Source organism: Chryseolinea sp. T2, assembly GCF_037203685.1.
Taxonomy (GTDB): domain Bacteria; phylum Bacteroidota; class Bacteroidia; order Cytophagales; family Cyclobacteriaceae; genus Chryseolinea.
In genome coordinates, this window is the sequence record NZ_JBBCAU010000001.1 from 483,618 (window position 1) to 501,437 (window position 17,820).

Sequence of the window (17,820 nt, forward strand, 5' to 3'; positions counted from 1 at the left end):
CTTTACATCTTTTCTGCCAAAGATGACGCGATAGAATCCGAGGCTGCTATAACAAATCCTCGCCAACAGGCTCCTCATAAATTCGGTGCAATTATTCCGAGCTTCAGCTGCTGCCGATGCAAACATAAAACATCGGCAAAACGCACTTTCGAGTTCGTTGCGCTTCGTTACAGTTAGTCGCAGTTATGCTGGTCGAACAGGGTCGTTGCTTAAGCTTTCCGGCCTCTGTGTGGCCTCTGGCTGGCCTTTAGGTGGCCTGTAACCGGCCATCTCAAGGCTCATCATGACGAGATCCGGCTTCTGCTCCTGGAGTTCATGCACAAGTTTTTTACTCCGGAGATCGTCGGCTGAACGCAACTACACCATGGTATCACCGGTTGTATCAGGTTCTTGAACTGATGGTCTTAGTTGAAGAGTTGCAAGATAACCTGGAAAGCACTCATGGTCTTTACCTGGAGAAGTGCTTGTAGAATGCAACTATCGTCTCAATTCCCAGATTAAAGTTCTTAACTCCGAAATGCTCATTGGGAGAATGGATTGCATCGCTGTCAAAGCCAAAGCCCATTAGTACGGTATCAAGGCCAAGTTCCTTTTTAAAAAGTGCGACGATTGGAATGCTTCCGCCATCTCTGGTTGGAATAGGTTCTTTTCCAAACACATCGCGAAATGCGGCAGCTGCCGCCCGGAATGGCTGTGAATCAGTTGATGTAACGGCCGGCTCACCTCCGTGATGAGGCGTTACCTTTACTTTTACCGTGGACGGGGCAATTGATTTGATATGATCAGTGAACAACTTCGTTATTTCAGAGCTAATCTGATTAGGTACCAGACGCATAGAAATCTTTGCCGATGCCTTCGATGGCAATACTGTCTTTGCTCCTTCCCCAATGTATCCACCCCAGATTCCGTTTACGTCCAGTGTAGGTCGAACACCCGTGCGTTCCAGTGTAGTGAATCCCTTCTCTCCTTTTATCTCGGCAATGTCAAGATCACGCTTGTAATCGTTCAAGTCGAACGGCGCAGCGTTTAAAGCAGTGCGTTCTGCCGCCGACAACGAAGCTACTTTGTCGTAGAAGCCAGGAATAGTAACTCGTCCATCAGCGTCATGCAGCGAGGCAATCATTTCACATAGCACGTTAACAGGATTGGCAACTGCTCCGCCATATACCCCTGAATGAAGATCGCGGTTCGGTCCTGTTACTTCCACCTCCATATAACTAAGGCCGCGTAGACCAGTCGTTATCGAAGGATGTTCCAGTGAAATAAGGGCTGTGTCAGAGATGAGAATGACATCAGCCTTCAGCTTTTGCTTGTTGGCTTTTACGAATTCCGCAAGATTATCAGAGCCGACTTCTTCTTCGCCTTCAACCATGAACTTTACATTGCAGGTAAGAAGGTTGAGTTTGCTCATGATCTCAAATGCCTTCACATGCATATAAACCTGGCCCTTGTCGTCGCACGAGCCACGGGCAAAGATCTTTTCATCGCGCACCTGAGGTTCAAACGGAGGCGTTGTCCACAGTGCTAACGGATCGGGTGGCTGAACATCGTAGTGTCCATATACCAGCACAGTCGGTTTTCCCGGATCGATTATCTTTTCACCATAAACAATAGGATGTCCCTTCGTCTCGCAGATTTCCACCTTATCCACACCGGCCTCACGTAACTTATTGTGCAGGTACTCTGCTGCGCGTCGCACATCTGGCTTGTACTTGCTGTCAGCACTGATAGATGGAATCCTCAGCCAGTCAAACAGCTCATCCAGGAAGCGCTTATTATTGGTGGTGATGTATTCTTTGATCATAATATGTTTGATTCTTGAGCTTCAGTCTTAATACGTTCGAACGATCGCGATATCTGTCACCTACATGTTATGCTGTGTCTTTCAGCTCCGTAATGCAGTCGAAGTATCCTCCGCTATCTACGGCAAATATAATGGTAGCTTACACTCAATTCAGAATCTTCTTTCCTTCAAACTTATCGGCCTGGGTTTTCAGATCTTCTTCCATTCAAGCGTGTTGATGATCTGCATCATATCACGCTTCATGAATTCAATGGCTGGCGCCAGTGAATCATTCGCTACCTGAGTATTAAAATACAACGCACCACGCATGAAGTTCTTTGAAGAATCCGTGATTGTGAATTGAAACTGACTTGGCACCTCTCCCTCGAGTTCAGCAATGACTGCCGTCTTCCCGCTGGGAGTCTTGCTGATAACCTCATTTATCGCATAGGCCTTAATCTGATGCTTTGCGGTAAGCGTATAGGAGTCATCCAGAAACTCACGCAATACTTTTTCGCTCTTAATACTTTTATAGGTGATGTGAATGTTTGATTTCAACTGCGGGTAATAGATCTCTACCCAGTAGCGTTCGCTGATTCGCGATGTGTCTCTTAATAATCGGGCATGCTTCGAATATTCGAACTTATACGGGAACGTATCTGGCAATGGCAGGTAGTCATGAGCCGGGAGCAACAGACGATTATATCCAAGCGGCTTAGGCAGATGCTCGCGCTGGCATCCGGCCGTGAGCAGACCGATAAAGACTAAAAGACTGAACGTCGTAACGATACGAGCGATTGAAAGAACATTCTTATGCCTGCGCATGAACATTTACCCTGACTCTTTTAATTCTTTTGTTTTCTACAGCCTCAACTACAAAGGTAAACTGATCATAGCTAAGTTCCTCTCCTGCTTCCGGCAGCTCGTCGTTGATTTCAACGATGAAATCTTCCAGAGATTCAAATTCCGTTGGCTCGCGAAGCATTGGGTGCTCAATATCCATCAATCTGAATACCTCGCGAACAGGAGTTTTGCCATTGAATACGAAGGTCTGATTGTCGATTCGCTCGTAGCCCCGACGTTCTACCTGGTCTGTTTCCTCATTGATTTCGCGGATAACAAGCTCAATCAGGTCCTCCAGCGTAATAAGGCCAACAGTCTTTCCCTGTTCGTCACGCACTATTGCAATGTGCACACGTTTCTCCTGGAAATCCTTCAGCAGTGCCTCGATCTTTCTATTCGCCGAAACGAAGTATCCGGGCCTTATGATATTTACCCATGGAAAGGCTTTGCCATGTTCAAAAAAAGGCAGCAGATCTTTAATGTAGAGCACTCCCTCGATTTGATCTATAGTCCCCTTGAACACCGGTATCCTCGAGTACCCGCAGGCATTGACAGTAGCAATGACTTCATCAAAATTTGAGCTCGTGCTGATACAACCTATTGTGTCGCGATGTCGCATAACGTCGCGGACTCGCAGCACACCGAAGTTGACAATTCCTTTTACAACTTCCTTTTCAGACTCGGACTCTGCAGCGGCTGCCAGCTCGATTACCTGGGCCAGCGCTTCTTCTGCAGTTCTTCGATTGCCAAAGGTCGCGTGCCACTTAACATTAAATCCGTCAAGCAGCCGTACCGTTGGCAACATCGTTTTGTTTACCAGCGCGATCAGCGGATATAACATAGACAACGTCTTCACGGGATATTTTCTCGCGAATAATCGTGCAAATGCCTCGCTTAAAACAATGGTGATCACGGCAGGCACGATCACACCAAAAAATACATTCCTGTTCCCGGCAATTAGTGTCAATGCACTCAGCCCGACGACCGCAAGTACCCTCGTAATGGTATGATAAAAATGGATGGCAACCGTCAGCAGTCGCGAATCATTTAGCAGACGCTCCGCCCTGACGCGAACATTCACTCCAGTAGAGGTCCATGCGATATGTTCTCTACCGGCAAGACCTGCGAAATATAAAGCAGTACGCGCTGCCGCTAGCGCAGCAGCTAATACCATTGCCGCAATCACCAGGGCAAACACCGAACCGAATGCAGCAAACATGCTGGCAAGCGGCACAATTAGAAAGTCACCCGGAGGATCGTCCACAAATCAGCATTTGGTGAAAAATCAGAACGGCAGATCGTCACTGGAATCAACAGGACTCGACGCTCTGTAATTGTCTGAACTGCCTGCTTCTGCAGGCGCATAGGAGTTGGCAGGAGCGTAAGAACCACCCGACTGTCCGCCTCCGGAACCCTTCGAAGACAGCATGGTCATATTATCAGCAACAATTTCAGTAGTATATCGCGTTACGCCTTCCTTCTCCCATGAACGGGTACGGAGCTTTCCTTCAATGTAAACCATGTCTCCTTTGTGGAGATAACGCTGTGAAATTTCTGCGAGTCCCCTCCATAGCACAACATTGTGCCATTCAGTTATTTCTTTCTTTTCACCAGTGGTCTTGTCTTTATAGCTTTCTGAGGTTGCCAATGTAAAGTTGGCAACAGCAGCTCCGTTGTCGAGATTTCTCACTTCAGGGTCTTTTCCCAAACGACCCACGAGAATGACTTTGTTTACTCCTGACATAACTTTGAAATGTTTAGTGGTTGTGGACGACCTTTCAAATCGCCCGGAAAAGGTTAAAGTTACAACAATCTAAAGAATGTTGTAGTCGTCTAGAAAACGGCTGATTAACGCCGGCTTTGGTAATGCAGCAATTTTCTTTGGCGAATAAAATTTAAGTGATCCCTCTGAGACACCAAAGCTGCTCTTCGCGTCGAATACAATAAATCTGGAAAATATGCGCTGGTGTGTCAGGATATGCTTATAGAGTTGCGAAATGGTCACTTCTTCCGGTTCAATATTCATGTCGAACCGACTATTGACAGCGGCGATAATGTTCGCCTCACCCAATCGCTTTGGTGTTTCTATCAGAGCGAAATCATAAAGCCCCTGCCAGATGTCCTTTTCGGATCGCTGGCCCATTAGCAGCGATGAACCTTTCCTGACCACAGCATAGTAAAAGTATCGGTTTCTGGTTCGCTTCAATTTCGACTTAACCGGAAGTGATGACTGAAGACCACGGGTGGCAGCGAAACACTCGGTTGCAAAAATGCATGTGTCGCATTTTGGATTTCGGGGTGTGCAATGCAGCGCGCCAAACTCCATAACCGCCTGGTTATGGATTGCCGGCTGATCAATCGGGATCAATTCGTTTGCCAGCTGTGAGAATAACAGTTTTCCTGATGGGGAAGCAATATCTTGGTCCAATCCAAATACCCGCGACAGCACTCTATATACATTGCCATCCACCACGGCAACTGGCTGCCCGAACGAGATTGAGGCGATGGCGGCAGCAGTGTAGTCACCAATGCCCCTTAGCTTCCGAAGCTCAGAAAAGGTTTCCGGAAATCTGGAACCATAATTTTGAACAACCTCTTTGGCGCATCTATGAAGATTTCTGGCGCGGCTGTAGTACCCTAAACCCTGCCAGAGGCGCAACACCTCCTGCTCGGAGGCGGCGGCCAGCTTCCCCACATCCGCAAACCGCTCCACGAACCTCAGATAGTACGGCAGACCCTGTACAACCCGCGTTTGTTGAAGGATAACCTCCGACAGCCAGATGCGGTATGGATCCGAAGTTTCCCGCCAGGGCAGCTGCCGTTTATTCGTTTCATACCATTTGGCGAGTTTATTGGAGAAATATCGTTTGTCCATCTATCTGATTATCAGATTTTTTCAATATTCATTTTTAAATCTGGGGGTAGCATTTAAATTTGCCCTCCCGAAAAATTTTCGACTCTAAAATATAACACTGTGACAAAGGCAGACATTATTAACGAAATCGCTGAAAAGACAGGTGTAGACAAGGCTGATGTTACAGCATCGGTAGAAGCATTCTTCAGTGTAGTGAAAAGTTCAATGTCGAACGGAAATAACATCTATATCCGCGGGTTTGGAAGCTTCATCAACAAGAAGCGGAAGAAAAAAATTGCGCGTAACATTTCCAGAAACACCGCGCTCGTGATAGATGAACACTTCGTACCTAGCTTCAAGCCTGCGAAGATCTTCGTAAACAAGATCAAGAATAGTGATAAGGTTAAGCAATTGCAGGAAAAATCAGCTTAAGGTTTCTGTCGTCCCGGGCATTGTTGGTGGCATGATTTTACTACCTAATTGATATGCTCAGGACCAGAATTTTCCTCATAATAGGCAGCGCCGCGATCATTTGGTTGCTGTTTCTTTTGCCCAAGGTAGTTGTTGAAAACGATGCGCCATTGCGCACCACTGCATCCGATTCATCTGCGGCTCCGTCGCCTGATGAAAACCACGCAGCGGTACCTCGCGCCGTTCAGCTTAAGATCTCTGATTTCAGACGTCAGTTCCTGGCGTCAGCATCAAATGAAAAAAATGCTATCTTTGCCGACTCTTTGGCAAAACTGTACGTAACTGCCGGAAAATACGATAGTTCCGCATGGTTTGCTGAAGTAGCAGCGAAGTTCTTTAACACAACAGAAAGCTGGAAGCAGGCCGGAGACCAGTACTATCAGGCATATTCTTTCGCGGTTGATCAGGCACGTCAGCAGTCGTTCGCGGAGAAGGCAAGAGAAAGTTACGACAAGGTGTTGGCAGCCAATCCGCATGATCTGGATGTAAAGACAAACAAAGCAATGACTTATCTCGGATCAGGCAGTCCCATGCAGGGTATTGCTATGCTTCGGGAAGTAATAGCTGAAAATCCGCGTCACGAACCGGCTCTGTTTAATATGGGCATGTTGTCCATACAATCCGGCCAGTACGAACGCGCTGTTGAACGATTGAATGACCTTCTCAAAGTTAACCCTAACCATACGCAGGGACATCTGCTTCTCGGTATCGCATTGATGAATACCGGCGAGAAGGTGAAGGCAAGAGAAGAATTCGTCAAAGTAAAAAACATGGATAAGGACCCGGCTGTTCAGGCAACAGTGGATTCGTATCTGCAGGACTTAAAATAATTTGTTGAACCGCTCCAATCAAACATGACCTCAACCGTCATCGGAGCAAAAAAATTTAAGATTACATATGCCAAGCGGAAAAAAGAGAAAGAAGCACAAAATGGCGACCCACAAGCGCAAGAAGAGACTTCGCAAGAACAGGCACAAGAAGAAGTAGTCGAAGTAGTTGCCATACTGCTTTGCTTTTTACTGTACACATCTTTTTACTTTAATAACTAAAGGTTTTGAGTAATGAACTAATTATTAGTGCCACTCAGGACGGATGTCGTATAGCCCTTCTCAAAGACAAAACGCTTGTAGAATTTCACAACGAAGAGGAAGAAAGCAAATTTACCGTAGGCGATATATATCTGGGCACCGTCAAAAAGGTTGTTCAGGGATTGAACGCCGCATTCATTGACGTTGGTTACGATAAGGATGCCTTCCTACATTACCTTGACTTAGGTCCGCAATTCAGCTCGCTTCAAAAGTTTACGAAGCTCGTTCGCGGAAAGAAGTACAACGGTACCAAGTTGGACAAGTTTAAACTGGAACCTGACATTGACAAACATGGGAAGATAACCCAACAGTTGTCAAAGGGTCAGGTTATTCCAGTGCAAATTGTCAAAGAGCCTATCTCTACTAAGGGCCCACGACTATCGTGTGAGTTATCACTTGCAGGACGGTACCTCGTACTGGTTCCGTTCTCTAACGCCGTTTCGGTTTCCAAAAAAATTACCAGCAGCGACGAACGCAAGCGACTGCTGCGTCTTATTCAATCTATCAAACCCGAAAACTTCGGTGTGATCATTCGCACCGTTGCCGAGGGCAAGGAGGTTGCTGAATTAGATCGCGACCTGCGCTCCATGGTTAAGACCTGGGAGGACGGCATGTCACGATTTGTTTCAATCAATCCGAATGAGAAGATCATTGGCGAACTGGACAAGACATCGTCGCTGCTGCGCGACATGCTGAACGAGTCGTTTGATAATATCCATATCGACGACAAAAAGATATTTGAGGATGTAAAGACATACATCCATACCATAGCTCCCGACAAAGAAAAGATAGTAAAACTTTACAACGGGAAGGCTAAGATATTTGAACACTATGGCATCGAACGGCAGATTAAATCTGCGTTTGGCCAAACTGTTAGCCTGCGCGCCGGAGGTTACCTGATCATCGAACATACTGAAGCCCTTCACGTCATCGACGTGAACAGCGGCAACAAGTCAAACCGTGAAGAGAACCAGGAAACAACAGCATTATCCGTGAACTCAGAAGCCGCACGCGAAATTGCCCGTCAGCTACGCCTGCGCGATATGGGAGGAATCATCGTGATCGATTTTATCGACATGAAAAATCCCGAAAACAAAAAGACCATCTACAAGATAATGCGGGACGCAATGGCGGAAGACAAAGCGAAGTCTACCGTGTTGCCGTTGTCCAAGTTCGGGTTGATGCAGATCACACGTGAACGTGTTCGTCCTCAGATGAACATCGCCACCAAAGAAGTATGTCCTACCTGCAACGGCACGGGTAAGATCACAGCTTCTATCCTGGTATCAGACCTGATCGAAAAGAACATTGAACATTTGCTGGTGAAACAAAACGAGAAAGACCTCGTGCTTGCAGTTCACCCCTACCTTCACGCGTACTTCACGCACGGCCTCATATCACGACGCCTGCGCTGGTACTTTAACTACCGGCGTTGGGTCAACATTGTTAAAGACACGTCGATGGCGATAATGGAATACAAGTTCCTGAATCGTGAGGGAGAGGAAATACAGTTGACCTAATTGATAATTTACAATTGATAATTTTGGAGGGGCCCTTTTTTTGGGCCCCTTTGTTTTCTGGATGGCGGCGTTGCATGTCTAAACGCTGTTTTACGTTCGATAACTGTGCATCAGACACGTGTTAAACCGTGCTGGACTTTCTCTATAGATCTTCTATAGTGCTTCTATAGCTGCTCTATACTTTCTCTATATCCGCTCTATACTTTTCTATACCTGCTCTATACTTCTCTATACTTCTCTATACCCGCCACACTTTTTAACATGGTATGTTCTGAAATAGCTGACTTCTATTACTCATCCACCTGTTTTGTGACACTGGCGAAAAAACAAATGGACCGAACCGGCCCACTGTCATATCAACTCGTACCTGATTGTTCACTTATCATCTCATGAAGCGGTTCCTTTGAATCTGGAGCTAAAGATCCTGCTCACCACAAACCATATCAAGGGCGGAAGCCCAGCGCTCAAAGCGATAGCCAACCAGGGGTGATTAATGCCCGTGTAACCAATGTATGCGTATGCAAATCCAAGGGGAAGTGATCCTGATAATAAAGCGGCATGAAAATATAACGGAGGCATGCGCGTAAGACCCGCCATGCATGCGATCACTTCAGGAAAGACGGGTAGCCATCGCGATAGGGCAACGATCCATCCGCCAATTCCACTTGATAGCTTCCTGCCTCGCTCGAAATCCTTTTGTCCGAGCAATCGAACTGCCGCCCTCTCACCAATAAGACGACAAAGCCAATAACCCACAGAGCCTGATAGGAACGACCCGGCAGCAGCAATCAATCCCCCGATCAGAACACCATAGATGTAACCCAATGCGGCCATCACCAGTGTACCGGGTACAGGTAATACCAGATCTGCCAGTAACAACACTATCGCTGCTGCCCATGACCATTCACCATAGGTATGCAGCCAATTGATGGCACCCTCCTGAGAAAAGATATTAGTAATTCCGTCGCCCCAGATGAAAAAGGATATCAGCACAAGAGAAGCCAGTACGAGAAAGAGAAGAAGCAACCGCATTTGGCCGAAAAATAAACTTATCTCAATATATCGAGGTATGGACCAATGCACAAGCCGTTTGCGTCAATTACCTGATCAGGAAGCATTGGAGAACTTTGAAAGTAGAATTATCTTTCTGATGGAGAACGGATGATTCTCCGTACTTAAAGCGATGAGCAAACCAGCACCACGTACAATTGATCCCGCAGACGTTCCTAAGTTAGCCGGTGAGATAGTTAAGAAAGTTCGTTTTCCAATGCTTTCAACTATGGATGGCGACCAACCCAGGGTGCGGCCTGTATCTCCCGTGCGTACTGATGGCTTTGTTATTTACGTTGCCAATCTGAAAAGCTACGGAAAGACTGCTGAGATAGAGATCAATCCAAAAGTTGAACTCTGCTACCTCGATGAAGATCACAACCAGGTGCGCATCACCGGTAAAGCAGAAGTTGTGAGTGATAGAAAAATTCTTGAGGAAATATGGAATGCTAATCGTTTACTGCAGCATTACCTCGGCTCGATCGACAATCCACAATTGATTGTGTATAAAGTAAACCCAGCACGCGTAAGATTCATGCTCGAGTGGGCGCTGGAATATTATGAAGTACCAGTATAACGAAGCGCCAGCAACCTAATGAAATATTAGGTTGGTTGAACAGGACCTACACGGTCATGATCTCAACCTCTTTCTTCTTCATCAAAGCATCGATCCTGGCGATGAAATCATTTGTCATCGTCTGAACCTCTTCCTCTGCATTCTTGACATCATCTTCCGATGCGCCCTTAATTTTCTTGAGTTGTTCGTTCGTTTCTTTTCGTACGGTACGTATGCTCACCTTGCCATGTTCGCATTCCTGGCCAACCTGTTTAACCAGTTGCTTACGACGTTCTTCAGTAAGCATCGGAACGTTGATGATTACCTGTTGCCCGTCGTTTTGCGGATTGAGGCCGAGGTTTGCGTCGCGGATTGATTTTTCAATCTCCACGATCATACCTTTTTCCCACGGTTTGATGAAAATCGTACGTGCATCTGGAGTTGTAAGCGACGACACCTGATTGAGCGGAGTTGTCGCTCCATAGTAAGACACAACAATACCATCGAGCATCGCAGGATTAGCTTTTCCTGCACGGATCTTGGTAAGCTCTGAACCAACGTGCGTTACCGCTTTCGTCATCAGGTCTTTCGCTTCTTCGAGGTACAATTCAATTTCTTCCATTGAAAAAATATTTCTGGTGTGCGTATAGGCTTTTCGTTAACTGATCAGCGTTCCGGCATTTTCACCCTTTGCAATTTTCAGCAAGTTTCCTTTTTGATTCATGTCGAACACGATGATCGGCAGCTTGTTTTCCATGCACAATGTGAATGCCGTCATGTCCATGATGTTCAGATTCTTTTCATACGCTTCCTGGAACGAAAGGGTATTGTACTTAACGGCATCAGGGTACTTCTCCGGATCTTTGGTATAAACGCCATCAACACGCGTTCCTTTAAGAACAACGTCTGCCTGCACTTCAATCGCGCGAAGGCTTGCTGTTGAATCCGTCGTGAAATAAGGATTACCAATGCCGGCACCGAATATCACAATCCGACCTTTTTCCAGATGGCGAATCGCCCTGCGACGGATGAATGGTTCACACACCTGTTCCATCTTTATACCCGCCATTAAGCGTGTATACATGCCGTGACGCTCAAGTGCGCTTTGCAAGGCCATGGCATTAATCACCGTTGCCAGCATGCCCATGTAGTCGCCCTGAACCCGATCGATCCCAAGCGCTTCAGCCTGCCCGCCTCTGAATATATTTCCGCCTCCGATTACGATGGCGATTTCTACGCCCTGTTCCCGTAATGCCTTGATCTCATCACAATACTGTTCAAGGATATTGGTATCGATGTTGGTGTTCTTCTGACGTCCCTGAAGCGCTTCACCGCTGAGTTTGAGGAGGATGCGTTTATATTTCATTCAGTGTTCAATAAAACCGCCGCAATATATTAAAACTCGATCAGAACCTGACCCTTTTCGACTGAATCACCCTTTTTCACCAACACCCGTTTTACGGTTCCTTCTCCCGACGCCTTGATGATATTTTCCATTTTCATGGCCTCAAGAATCAACAAAGAGTCACCCTGCTGAATCGTCTGACCGGCACCCACACGCAGGTCTATGATAAGGCCAGGCATTGGTGCTTTGATATTGTTCAGACGTCCACTGCTTCCGTTGGTCATACCCAACTTTTCCAACAGCAAATCGAACTTGTCTTTTAATTGTACTGAATGTGTAGCGCCGTTTATCCTGATCGTTACCGTCTTCGTCTGCTTATTGACATCGAGTATTTCCGCATTGTAACTCTTGTTATCCCGGATGATATGAAACCTGTCTGGCCCAAGCGGAGCTATGTCAACAGGAACCGTTTTGCCATTTATGGCTATAGACGACGATGTTACGTCTATTTCGAGCGATTGATGCCCGTTGATTTTTGCTGAAAGCATATTATGTAAAAATGCATAAAATCCATTGAAAGTGAAGGCTGACCAAAATGACAGTTCTCCAACTTTTCGTCGCTGAAGCTAAGAAATGCGCCGAAAAGTTTGTGACTCTCAGATCCTGACGTAACCTTTGTACCGTCCAAAAGACAAGGGGTGCCTTAAAATAACGGGCTGAGATTATACCCAATGAACCTGATGCCGGTAATGCGGCCGAAGGGAAGGCAAGGTTAAAAACACGCGGGTGCATTCCCCTGTGCGCTGCAGGTTTAACCAATTTTATTTTCAATGTTCAAATCATTTCTCACGACCGCAGCGCTGCTGTGGTCAGCGGTCGCGTACTCGCAGTTGTACTCGATCTATGGTCAGGTAAAGCGAGCCGACAACCATCAGTCGCTGCCTGGCGCAACGCTTGAAATCAAGGAGCTCGGTCGTCACGTCGTTGCCGATGAATTCGGCAACTACCAGTTTGCAAAACTTGCAAGCGGTGAGTACACTTTGAGTGCACGGTTTCTTGGTTTCACCACAATCGATCTCAAGGTTAACGTTCAGGGAGATCAAAACCAGAACTTCGATCTGGAAGAATCGCCTGTACTAACTGACGAAGTTGTTATTTATGCAACTCGCGCAAATGACAAAGTGCCGACTACATTCACCAACGTCAGCAAGCAGACGGTACAAAAGCAAAACTATGGTCAGGACCTCCCAATGATCCTCAACTGGACTCCATCTGTCGTTACAACTTCAGATGCGGGAGCAGGAATCGGATACACCGGACTCCGCATCAGAGGCAGCGACGCAACCCGCATCAACGTAACAATAAATGGGATCGCGCTTAATGACAGTGAATCGCAGGGTGTATTTTGGGTGAACACGCCCGATCTTGCCTCATCCGTTCAAAGCCTGCAGATCCAGCGTGGCGTTGGAACTTCAACAAACGGCGCTGGTGCGTTTGGCGCGACCGTTAGTGTTCAAACCGATGCTCTTGCAGCCAAACCCTATGCTGAAGCAACGGCATCAGCGGGATCTTTTCGCTCTCAGCGTTACACATTTAAGGCGGGAACAGGCCTGCTCAACAATCGCTGGGCATTTGATGCCAGAATATCAAACATCAAATCCGATGGATATATAGAGAGGGCCACATCCGATCTTAACTCCTATTATGTCAGCGGTGGATATTACGGTGATAAAACCATCGTGAAGGCAATAACCTTTGGTGGTCATGAACAAACATATCAGGCGTGGAATGGTGTGGACTCTGAGACGATGGCCATCGATCGTCGCTTCAACTATTCTGGCGCGATCTACGATGATGAAGGAAACATTTCGCGATACTACGACAACGAGATCGATGATTATCGCCAGGACCATTACCAATTACACATAGCTCAACAGTTAAACAACAACTGGAGCGCAAACGTCTCCCTCCATTATACATACGGTCGCGGCTTTTTCGAGCAATACAAGCAGGATGAATCATTTGCTGATCTGGGCTTGCCCGACGTAACAATAGGCAACGAGACGATCACATCGACGGACGCTATTGTTCGGCGATGGCTCGATAACCACTACTATGGTGGTACGTTCTCGCTCAACCAGGATCTCGATGACATGGACATAACGATAGGTGGCGCGTATAGCCGCTACGATAGAGCGCGTCACTTCGGTGAAATCATCTGGGCAGAGATCGCTACTGACGCTGACATCCGGCATGTATACTACGACGGCTCGTCGGAGAAATCAGACTTCAACATCTATGCTAAATGGACTTATAAGGTTACTCCAAAGCTGTCTACTTTTCTCGACCTGCAATATCGCGGTGTTGACTATACAGCGGGAGGTATCGAAGACGATCAAAGCGAATATAGCATCGACGACCACTTCTCGTTCTTTAATCCAAAGGGTGGCCTTACTTACACGCTGAATGAGAGCAGCGCGCTCTATGCCTCCTATGCCATCGCGCACAGAGAACCGAACCGGTCTGACTATCTCGACGGCGATGAGAAACCGGAATCCGAACGTCTTGGCAACCTTGAAGCAGGATGGAAGAAGCAGGGCACGAACTACGCGCTGCAGGCCAACTACTATCTCATGAATTATCACAATCAACTTGTGCTTACCGGACAGATCAACGATGTCGGTAGTCCTATCCGCGCAAACATCGGCCGTAGCTACAGAACAGGCATTGAAGTATCGGGCATGGGCAGGATCTCAAAACAGGTGACAATTAATGCCAATGCAACCTGGAGTGTCAACAAGAACCAGGACTATGCTTTCACCGATGTTAATGGAAACAATGTCGTGAGAAACACAACTATCATAATGTCTCCCTCATGGATTGTTGGTAGTCAGCTGGCATGGTCTCCCATTCCGGCATTCGAAGCGTCGCTACTCAGCAAGTATGTCGGTAAGCAATATCTCGACAATACCGACAACAGCAAAGTGGCGCTCGATCCCTACTTCATCAACGACATCAGGTTGTCATATCGACTTTCGGGAAAGGCGCTCGGGCAACTCGAATTTGGATTGCTGATCAACAACGTGTTCGATGTTGAATATGCTTCGAATGGATATGGATACGACGGCGTTCCCTATTTCTATCCCCAGGCGGGAATCAACTTTCTCGGAATGGTGACGCTCAGGCTCTGACGAGAAAGTTTGTTCCGACAGAATGTTATACATAGGAAAAATGTTTGTGGGATAGGTTGTTATTTCACCGGGCAGTGTTTGGATTCATCAATCCTGTAGCGAACTGTGAGTTGCGATGGCACGCAAGTTTTGATTACTAAACCTTTACAGTGACCTTACAGTGAGGTTATAGTGAGGTTATAGTGACTTGGCAGGCGCCTGAGACTAGTCTTTGACCAGAGATGAGCCAGTCGAGGTTAGTCGCTATTTGAATGGGCTAGAAATCGTTCAAAACGGTTCCAATCAGCGAAAATGACGGTTTGATGCCGTTTTGGCAGTCCTTTCATTTTTGGATCAAAGCTTGCATATTTGGACACTAGTTAAAACACTTAAAAGTACTATGGGTATTGGAGGATTGGTGATTACTGGAGTGTTTATGCTTATTGGATGGATCGTGAGTTCGCGTCTGAAAGGCAAGTTCCAGCGTTATTCACAAATACATCTCACGAAGGATTTGACAGGTGCAGACGTTGCAAGGCTCATGCTTGCGGATAATGGTATTCATGATGTAGAAGTCATGTCAGTTGAAGGTCAGCTTTCAGACCACTATAATCCGGCAAACAAAACCGTTAATCTGAGCCACGACGTTTACTATGGTCGCAACGCGGCCGCTACGGCGGTTGCTGCGCACGAATGCGGTCACGCAGTTCAGCACGCAAAGGCATACAGCATGCTTGAACTCAGATCGGCTTTGGTTCCCATTCAGAACATCAGTGCGAAGGTGATTAACATCGTATTCCTGGCGATGATGTTTGGTGCTTTCACCATACGCGGATTGTTTACAGTGGACACTGCTCTTTTGGTGATCATTGTATGTTATGCTGTATTCGCACTGTTCGCTTTGATCACACTTCCTGTTGAGTTCGATGCTAGTCGTCGGGCACTGGTTTGGATCGAAGCCCGCGGCATTGTGAACAAACAGGAACACGATATGGCAAAAGACGCTCTTAAGTGGGCAGCCATGACCTATGTTGTTGCCGCAATAGGTGCGATCACTATGTTAGCTTATTATGTGATGCTGTTTCTCGGAAGACGGGATTAAGCATCTGCAATTGAATACCAGAAGGCCTGCAAGAGATTGCGGGCCTTCTTTTTTATCTTGCCTTTATTCGTTCATTACGTAGTCCCAGTTAGCTAATGATTTCAGAGAAGGAAACCACACGACTCTCTAAATTGCTGAGTCTCGTACTTCGTCACCAGCCTGAAGCCATTGGCATCTCCCTCGATGAACATGGCTGGACAGACGTAAAGATCCTCATTGACAAAATACAGCAGTCTGAAAAAGCGTTCAACTTCGATACGTTAAAACACATCGTCGACACGAATGCGAAGAAACGATTCGCCTTCAATGATTCTTTCGAGTCGATCCGTGCAAATCAGGGACACTCAGTCGATGTTGAACTTGGATATGCTGCAGCGTCTCCTCCACAGTTCCTCTACCACGGTACGGCCCTTAAAAACCTGGATTCAATATTTGCCACGGGCCTCGTGAAGCGCGAACGCCATCACGTTCATCTCAGCTCGGAGAAAGATACAGCGGTCAAGGTGGGCCAACGCCACGGCAAACCTGTTGTCCTCGAAATAGATGCGGCACGAATGGTGCTCGACGGATTTGCCTTTTGCCGATCAGACAATGGAGTCTGGCTCACAGACAGCGTTCCGCCGGATTATATTGTCACGAGCTCGAATCCTTGAAGAAATTTCAGCTACGATTGACGGTATTAAGGTGATGATTTTCGCCCGGCCTGCCTTGTGATTACATCGAATCCAATAAATTTCGGATATGAACTTTCAACTTACCGAAGAACAACTTGCCGTTCGTGACGCGGCACGGGAATTTGCCCAAACTGAGCTGTTGCCAGGCGTGATCGAGCGCGATACACATCAACGATTTCCCGTAGAGCAAATCAGGAAGATGGGCGAGTTGGGATTTCTCGGAATGATGGTTGACCCTGCCTACAATGGTGGAGGCATGGACACAATCTCCTATGTGTTGGCAATGGAGGAGATTTCCAAAGTAGATGCCTCGGCGTCGGTCTGTATGTCTGTTAATAACTCGCTGGTTTGCTGGGGGCTTGAAAAGTTCGGATCACCCGGGCAAAAGGAAAAGTATCTCAAGCCGCTCGCAACGCATGGCATAGGCGCTTTCTGTTTATCAGAACCCGAAGCCGGATCGGATGCAACCAGTCAGCGCACTACGGCAATAGATATGGGCGACCACTATCTTCTCAATGGCACAAAGAACTGGATCACGAACGGCAACACTGCAAGTGTATACATCGTCATCGCCCAAACGGATGCGTCGAAAAAACACAAAGGTATCAACGCTCTGATCGTCGAGAAAGGAATGCAAGGATTTACCGTTGGAAAGAAGGAAGATAAGATGGGTATTCGCGGATCGGACACCCACTCGCTTATGTTCAGCGACGTGAAAGTTCCAAAGCAAAATCGTATTGGTGAGGACGGATTCGGTTTTCAATTCGCCATGACAACATTAAACGGCGGAAGAATTGGAATCGCTTCCCAGGCACTTGGAATTGCTGCAGGTGCATATGAGCTTGCTCTGAAATACTCGAAGGAGCGCAAGGCATTTGGAAAGGCGTTGTCCGAACATCAGGCAATACAATTTAAGCTCGCAGACATGGCAACACAAATTGATGCTGCGCGACTGCTCGTACACCAGGCGGCATGGCTTAAAGATCAGGGAGAGGATTTCGTTCGTGCCGCAGCAATGGCAAAACTGTTCGCCTCACAGGTAGCACAGGATGTTACAACAGAAGCTGTACAGATTCACGGTGGATACGGATACGTCAAGGAATATCATGTTGAGCGACTCATGAGAGATGCGAAGATTACGCAGATCTATGAGGGAACGACAGAGATTCAGAAGATGGTTATTTCGAGATCGATCCTGAAGTAATTGACAATTTATAATTGATAATTGACAATTTAGGAGCCGCCACATGGGCGGCTTTCCTGAGTTTGGTTAGCAGCAGAAGAGTATTAATAGCTATGACAGGCTACGCAGCTTGCTCAATACTCTCCAACTAATGACCAAACTAAGGACTCAAGACTAAAGA

At 46.9% G+C, this 17,820-nt stretch carries 18 protein-coding genes and 1 riboswitch; of the genes, 9 read left to right on the plus strand and 9 right to left on the minus strand.

Annotated elements, in window-relative coordinates; translation table 11 throughout:
* Window positions 1-448: 448 nt before the first annotated feature.
* From WBG78_RS02090 to mutY, 5 genes are all read right to left on the minus strand, one after another.
* Complete coding sequence (locus tag WBG78_RS02090) at window positions 449-1,804, minus strand: dipeptidase (protein ID WP_337324706.1); 1,356 nt, start codon at window positions 1,802-1,804, stop codon at window positions 449-451.
* Window positions 1,805-1,993: 189 nt separating this feature from the next.
* On the minus strand, window positions 1,994-2,608 hold the full coding sequence (gene gldD / locus WBG78_RS02095; RefSeq protein ID WP_337324707.1) for a gliding motility lipoprotein GldD: 615 nt from the start codon (window positions 2,606-2,608) through the stop codon (window positions 1,994-1,996).
* On the minus strand, window positions 2,595-3,890 hold the full coding sequence (locus tag WBG78_RS02100; RefSeq protein ID WP_337324708.1) for a transporter associated domain-containing protein: 1,296 nt from the start codon (window positions 3,888-3,890) through the stop codon (window positions 2,595-2,597). The genes gldD and WBG78_RS02100 overlap by 14 nt, the downstream gene beginning before the upstream one ends.
* A 21-nt stretch (window positions 3,891-3,911) precedes the next feature.
* Window positions 3,912-4,370 carry a single-stranded DNA-binding protein gene (locus WBG78_RS02105; protein WP_337324709.1) on the minus strand — a complete coding sequence of 153 codons (459 nt, stop codon included), beginning with the start codon at window positions 4,368-4,370 and terminating at the stop codon, window positions 3,912-3,914.
* A 69-nt stretch (window positions 4,371-4,439) separates the two neighbouring features.
* Window positions 4,440-5,501 carry an A/G-specific adenine glycosylase gene (mutY, locus tag WBG78_RS02110; protein WP_337324710.1) on the minus strand — a complete coding sequence of 354 codons (1,062 nt, stop codon included), beginning with the start codon at window positions 5,499-5,501 and terminating at the stop codon, window positions 4,440-4,442.
* A gap of 99 nt (window positions 5,502-5,600) precedes the next feature.
* Here mutY and WBG78_RS02115 point away from each other — a divergent pair, with 99 nt between their 5' ends.
* Genes WBG78_RS02115 through WBG78_RS02130 form a run of 4 tightly spaced genes read left to right on the plus strand, consistent with a single transcriptional unit; the run spans window position 5,601 to window position 8,559 of the window.
* On the plus strand, window positions 5,601-5,912 hold the full coding sequence (locus WBG78_RS02115) for an HU family DNA-binding protein (RefSeq protein WP_337324711.1): 312 nt from the start codon (window positions 5,601-5,603) through the stop codon (window positions 5,910-5,912).
* A 53-nt stretch (window positions 5,913-5,965) separates the two neighbouring features.
* Window positions 5,966-6,781 (plus strand): tetratricopeptide repeat protein, encoded by an 816-nt coding sequence (locus WBG78_RS02120; RefSeq protein WP_337324712.1) that lies wholly within the window; start codon window positions 5,966-5,968, stop codon window positions 6,779-6,781.
* A gap of 24 nt (window positions 6,782-6,805) precedes the next feature.
* The gene (locus WBG78_RS02125) at window positions 6,806-7,000 is read left to right on the plus strand and encodes a hypothetical protein (RefSeq protein WP_337325285.1); all 195 of its coding nucleotides are present in this window, start codon (window positions 6,806-6,808) and stop codon (window positions 6,998-7,000) included.
* Between the two features lie 5 nt (window positions 7,001-7,005).
* A complete protein-coding gene (locus WBG78_RS02130; protein ID WP_337324713.1) occupies window positions 7,006-8,559 on the plus strand; it encodes an Rne/Rng family ribonuclease in 1,554 nt (517 codons plus the stop codon).
* Between the two features lie 387 nt (window positions 8,560-8,946).
* Here the strand turns inward: WBG78_RS02130 and WBG78_RS02135 are convergent, their stop codons facing one another.
* Window positions 8,947-9,591: a TVP38/TMEM64 family protein gene (locus WBG78_RS02135; RefSeq protein WP_337324714.1), complete on the minus strand. Its 645-nt coding sequence runs from the start codon at window positions 9,589-9,591 to the stop codon at window positions 8,947-8,949.
* Between the two features lie 151 nt (window positions 9,592-9,742).
* Here WBG78_RS02135 and WBG78_RS02140 point away from each other — a divergent pair, with 151 nt between their 5' ends.
* Window positions 9,743-10,186: a pyridoxamine 5'-phosphate oxidase family protein gene (locus tag WBG78_RS02140; protein ID WP_337324715.1), complete on the plus strand. Its 444-nt coding sequence runs from the start codon at window positions 9,743-9,745 to the stop codon at window positions 10,184-10,186.
* A 46-nt stretch (window positions 10,187-10,232) separates the two neighbouring features.
* Here the strand turns inward: WBG78_RS02140 and frr are convergent, their stop codons facing one another.
* The 3 genes from frr to WBG78_RS02155 are packed head-to-tail and all read right to left on the minus strand — an operon-like array spanning window position 10,233 to window position 12,058.
* On the minus strand, window positions 10,233-10,787 hold the full coding sequence (frr, locus tag WBG78_RS02145; protein ID WP_337324716.1) for a ribosome recycling factor: 555 nt from the start codon (window positions 10,785-10,787) through the stop codon (window positions 10,233-10,235).
* Window positions 10,788-10,823: 36 nt separating this feature from the next.
* Entirely contained in the window at window positions 10,824-11,531 is a 708-nt protein-coding gene (gene pyrH / locus WBG78_RS02150) for a UMP kinase (protein WP_337324717.1), read from the minus strand.
* Between the two features lie 29 nt (window positions 11,532-11,560).
* Entirely contained in the window at window positions 11,561-12,058 is a 498-nt protein-coding gene (locus tag WBG78_RS02155; RefSeq protein WP_337324718.1) for a biotin/lipoyl-containing protein, read from the minus strand.
* Between the two features lie 136 nt (window positions 12,059-12,194).
* A riboswitch (TPP riboswitch) is annotated at window positions 12,195-12,291 on the plus strand.
* 49 nt (window positions 12,292-12,340) lie between these two features.
* Between WBG78_RS02155 and WBG78_RS02160 the strand changes: the two genes are divergently transcribed.
* The 4 genes from WBG78_RS02160 (at window position 12,341) to WBG78_RS02175 (ending at window position 17,660) form a co-directional block, all read left to right on the plus strand.
* The gene (locus WBG78_RS02160) at window positions 12,341-14,701 is read left to right on the plus strand and encodes a TonB-dependent receptor (RefSeq protein ID WP_337324719.1); all 2,361 of its coding nucleotides are present in this window, start codon (window positions 12,341-12,343) and stop codon (window positions 14,699-14,701) included.
* A 379-nt stretch (window positions 14,702-15,080) separates the two neighbouring features.
* On the plus strand, window positions 15,081-15,782 hold the full coding sequence (locus tag WBG78_RS02165; RefSeq protein ID WP_337324720.1) for a zinc metallopeptidase: 702 nt from the start codon (window positions 15,081-15,083) through the stop codon (window positions 15,780-15,782).
* Between the two features lie 95 nt (window positions 15,783-15,877).
* A complete protein-coding gene (locus tag WBG78_RS02170; RefSeq protein ID WP_337324721.1) occupies window positions 15,878-16,435 on the plus strand; it encodes an RNA 2'-phosphotransferase in 558 nt (185 codons plus the stop codon).
* Window positions 16,436-16,523: 88 nt separating this feature from the next.
* Complete coding sequence (locus WBG78_RS02175; protein ID WP_337324722.1) at window positions 16,524-17,660, plus strand: acyl-CoA dehydrogenase; 1,137 nt, start codon at window positions 16,524-16,526, stop codon at window positions 17,658-17,660.
* Window positions 17,661-17,820 lie beyond the last annotated feature (160 nt).

Coding starts and splice junctions, on each gene's coding strand:
- WBG78_RS02140 (WP_337324715.1), top strand. CDS start 9,743: ATGAGCAAACCAGCACCACGTACAATTGATCCCGCAGACGTTCCTAAG.
- WBG78_RS02175 (WP_337324722.1), top strand. CDS start 16,524: ATGAACTTTCAACTTACCGAAGAACAACTTGCCGTTCGTGACGCGGCA.
- WBG78_RS02155 (WP_337324718.1), bottom strand. CDS start 12,058: ATGCTTTCAGCAAAAATCAACGGGCATCAATCGCTCGAAATAGACGTA.
- WBG78_RS02120 (WP_337324712.1), top strand. CDS start 5,966: ATGCTCAGGACCAGAATTTTCCTCATAATAGGCAGCGCCGCGATCATT.
- mutY (WP_337324710.1), bottom strand. CDS start 5,501: ATGGACAAACGATATTTCTCCAATAAACTCGCCAAATGGTATGAAACG.
- gldD (WP_337324707.1), bottom strand. CDS start 2,608: ATGCGCAGGCATAAGAATGTTCTTTCAATCGCTCGTATCGTTACGACG.
- WBG78_RS02170 (WP_337324721.1), top strand. CDS start 15,878: ATGATTTCAGAGAAGGAAACCACACGACTCTCTAAATTGCTGAGTCTC.
- WBG78_RS02135 (WP_337324714.1), bottom strand. CDS start 9,591: ATGCGGTTGCTTCTTCTCTTTCTCGTACTGGCTTCTCTTGTGCTGATA.
- WBG78_RS02165 (WP_337324720.1), top strand. CDS start 15,081: ATGGGTATTGGAGGATTGGTGATTACTGGAGTGTTTATGCTTATTGGA.
- WBG78_RS02105 (WP_337324709.1), bottom strand. CDS start 4,370: ATGTCAGGAGTAAACAAAGTCATTCTCGTGGGTCGTTTGGGAAAAGAC.
- pyrH (WP_337324717.1), bottom strand. CDS start 11,531: ATGAAATATAAACGCATCCTCCTCAAACTCAGCGGTGAAGCGCTTCAG.
- WBG78_RS02160 (WP_337324719.1), top strand. CDS start 12,341: ATGTTCAAATCATTTCTCACGACCGCAGCGCTGCTGTGGTCAGCGGTC.
- WBG78_RS02125 (WP_337325285.1), top strand. CDS start 6,806: ATGACCTCAACCGTCATCGGAGCAAAAAAATTTAAGATTACATATGCC.
- WBG78_RS02090 (WP_337324706.1), bottom strand. CDS start 1,804: ATGATCAAAGAATACATCACCACCAATAATAAGCGCTTCCTGGATGAG.
- frr (WP_337324716.1), bottom strand. CDS start 10,787: ATGGAAGAAATTGAATTGTACCTCGAAGAAGCGAAAGACCTGATGACG.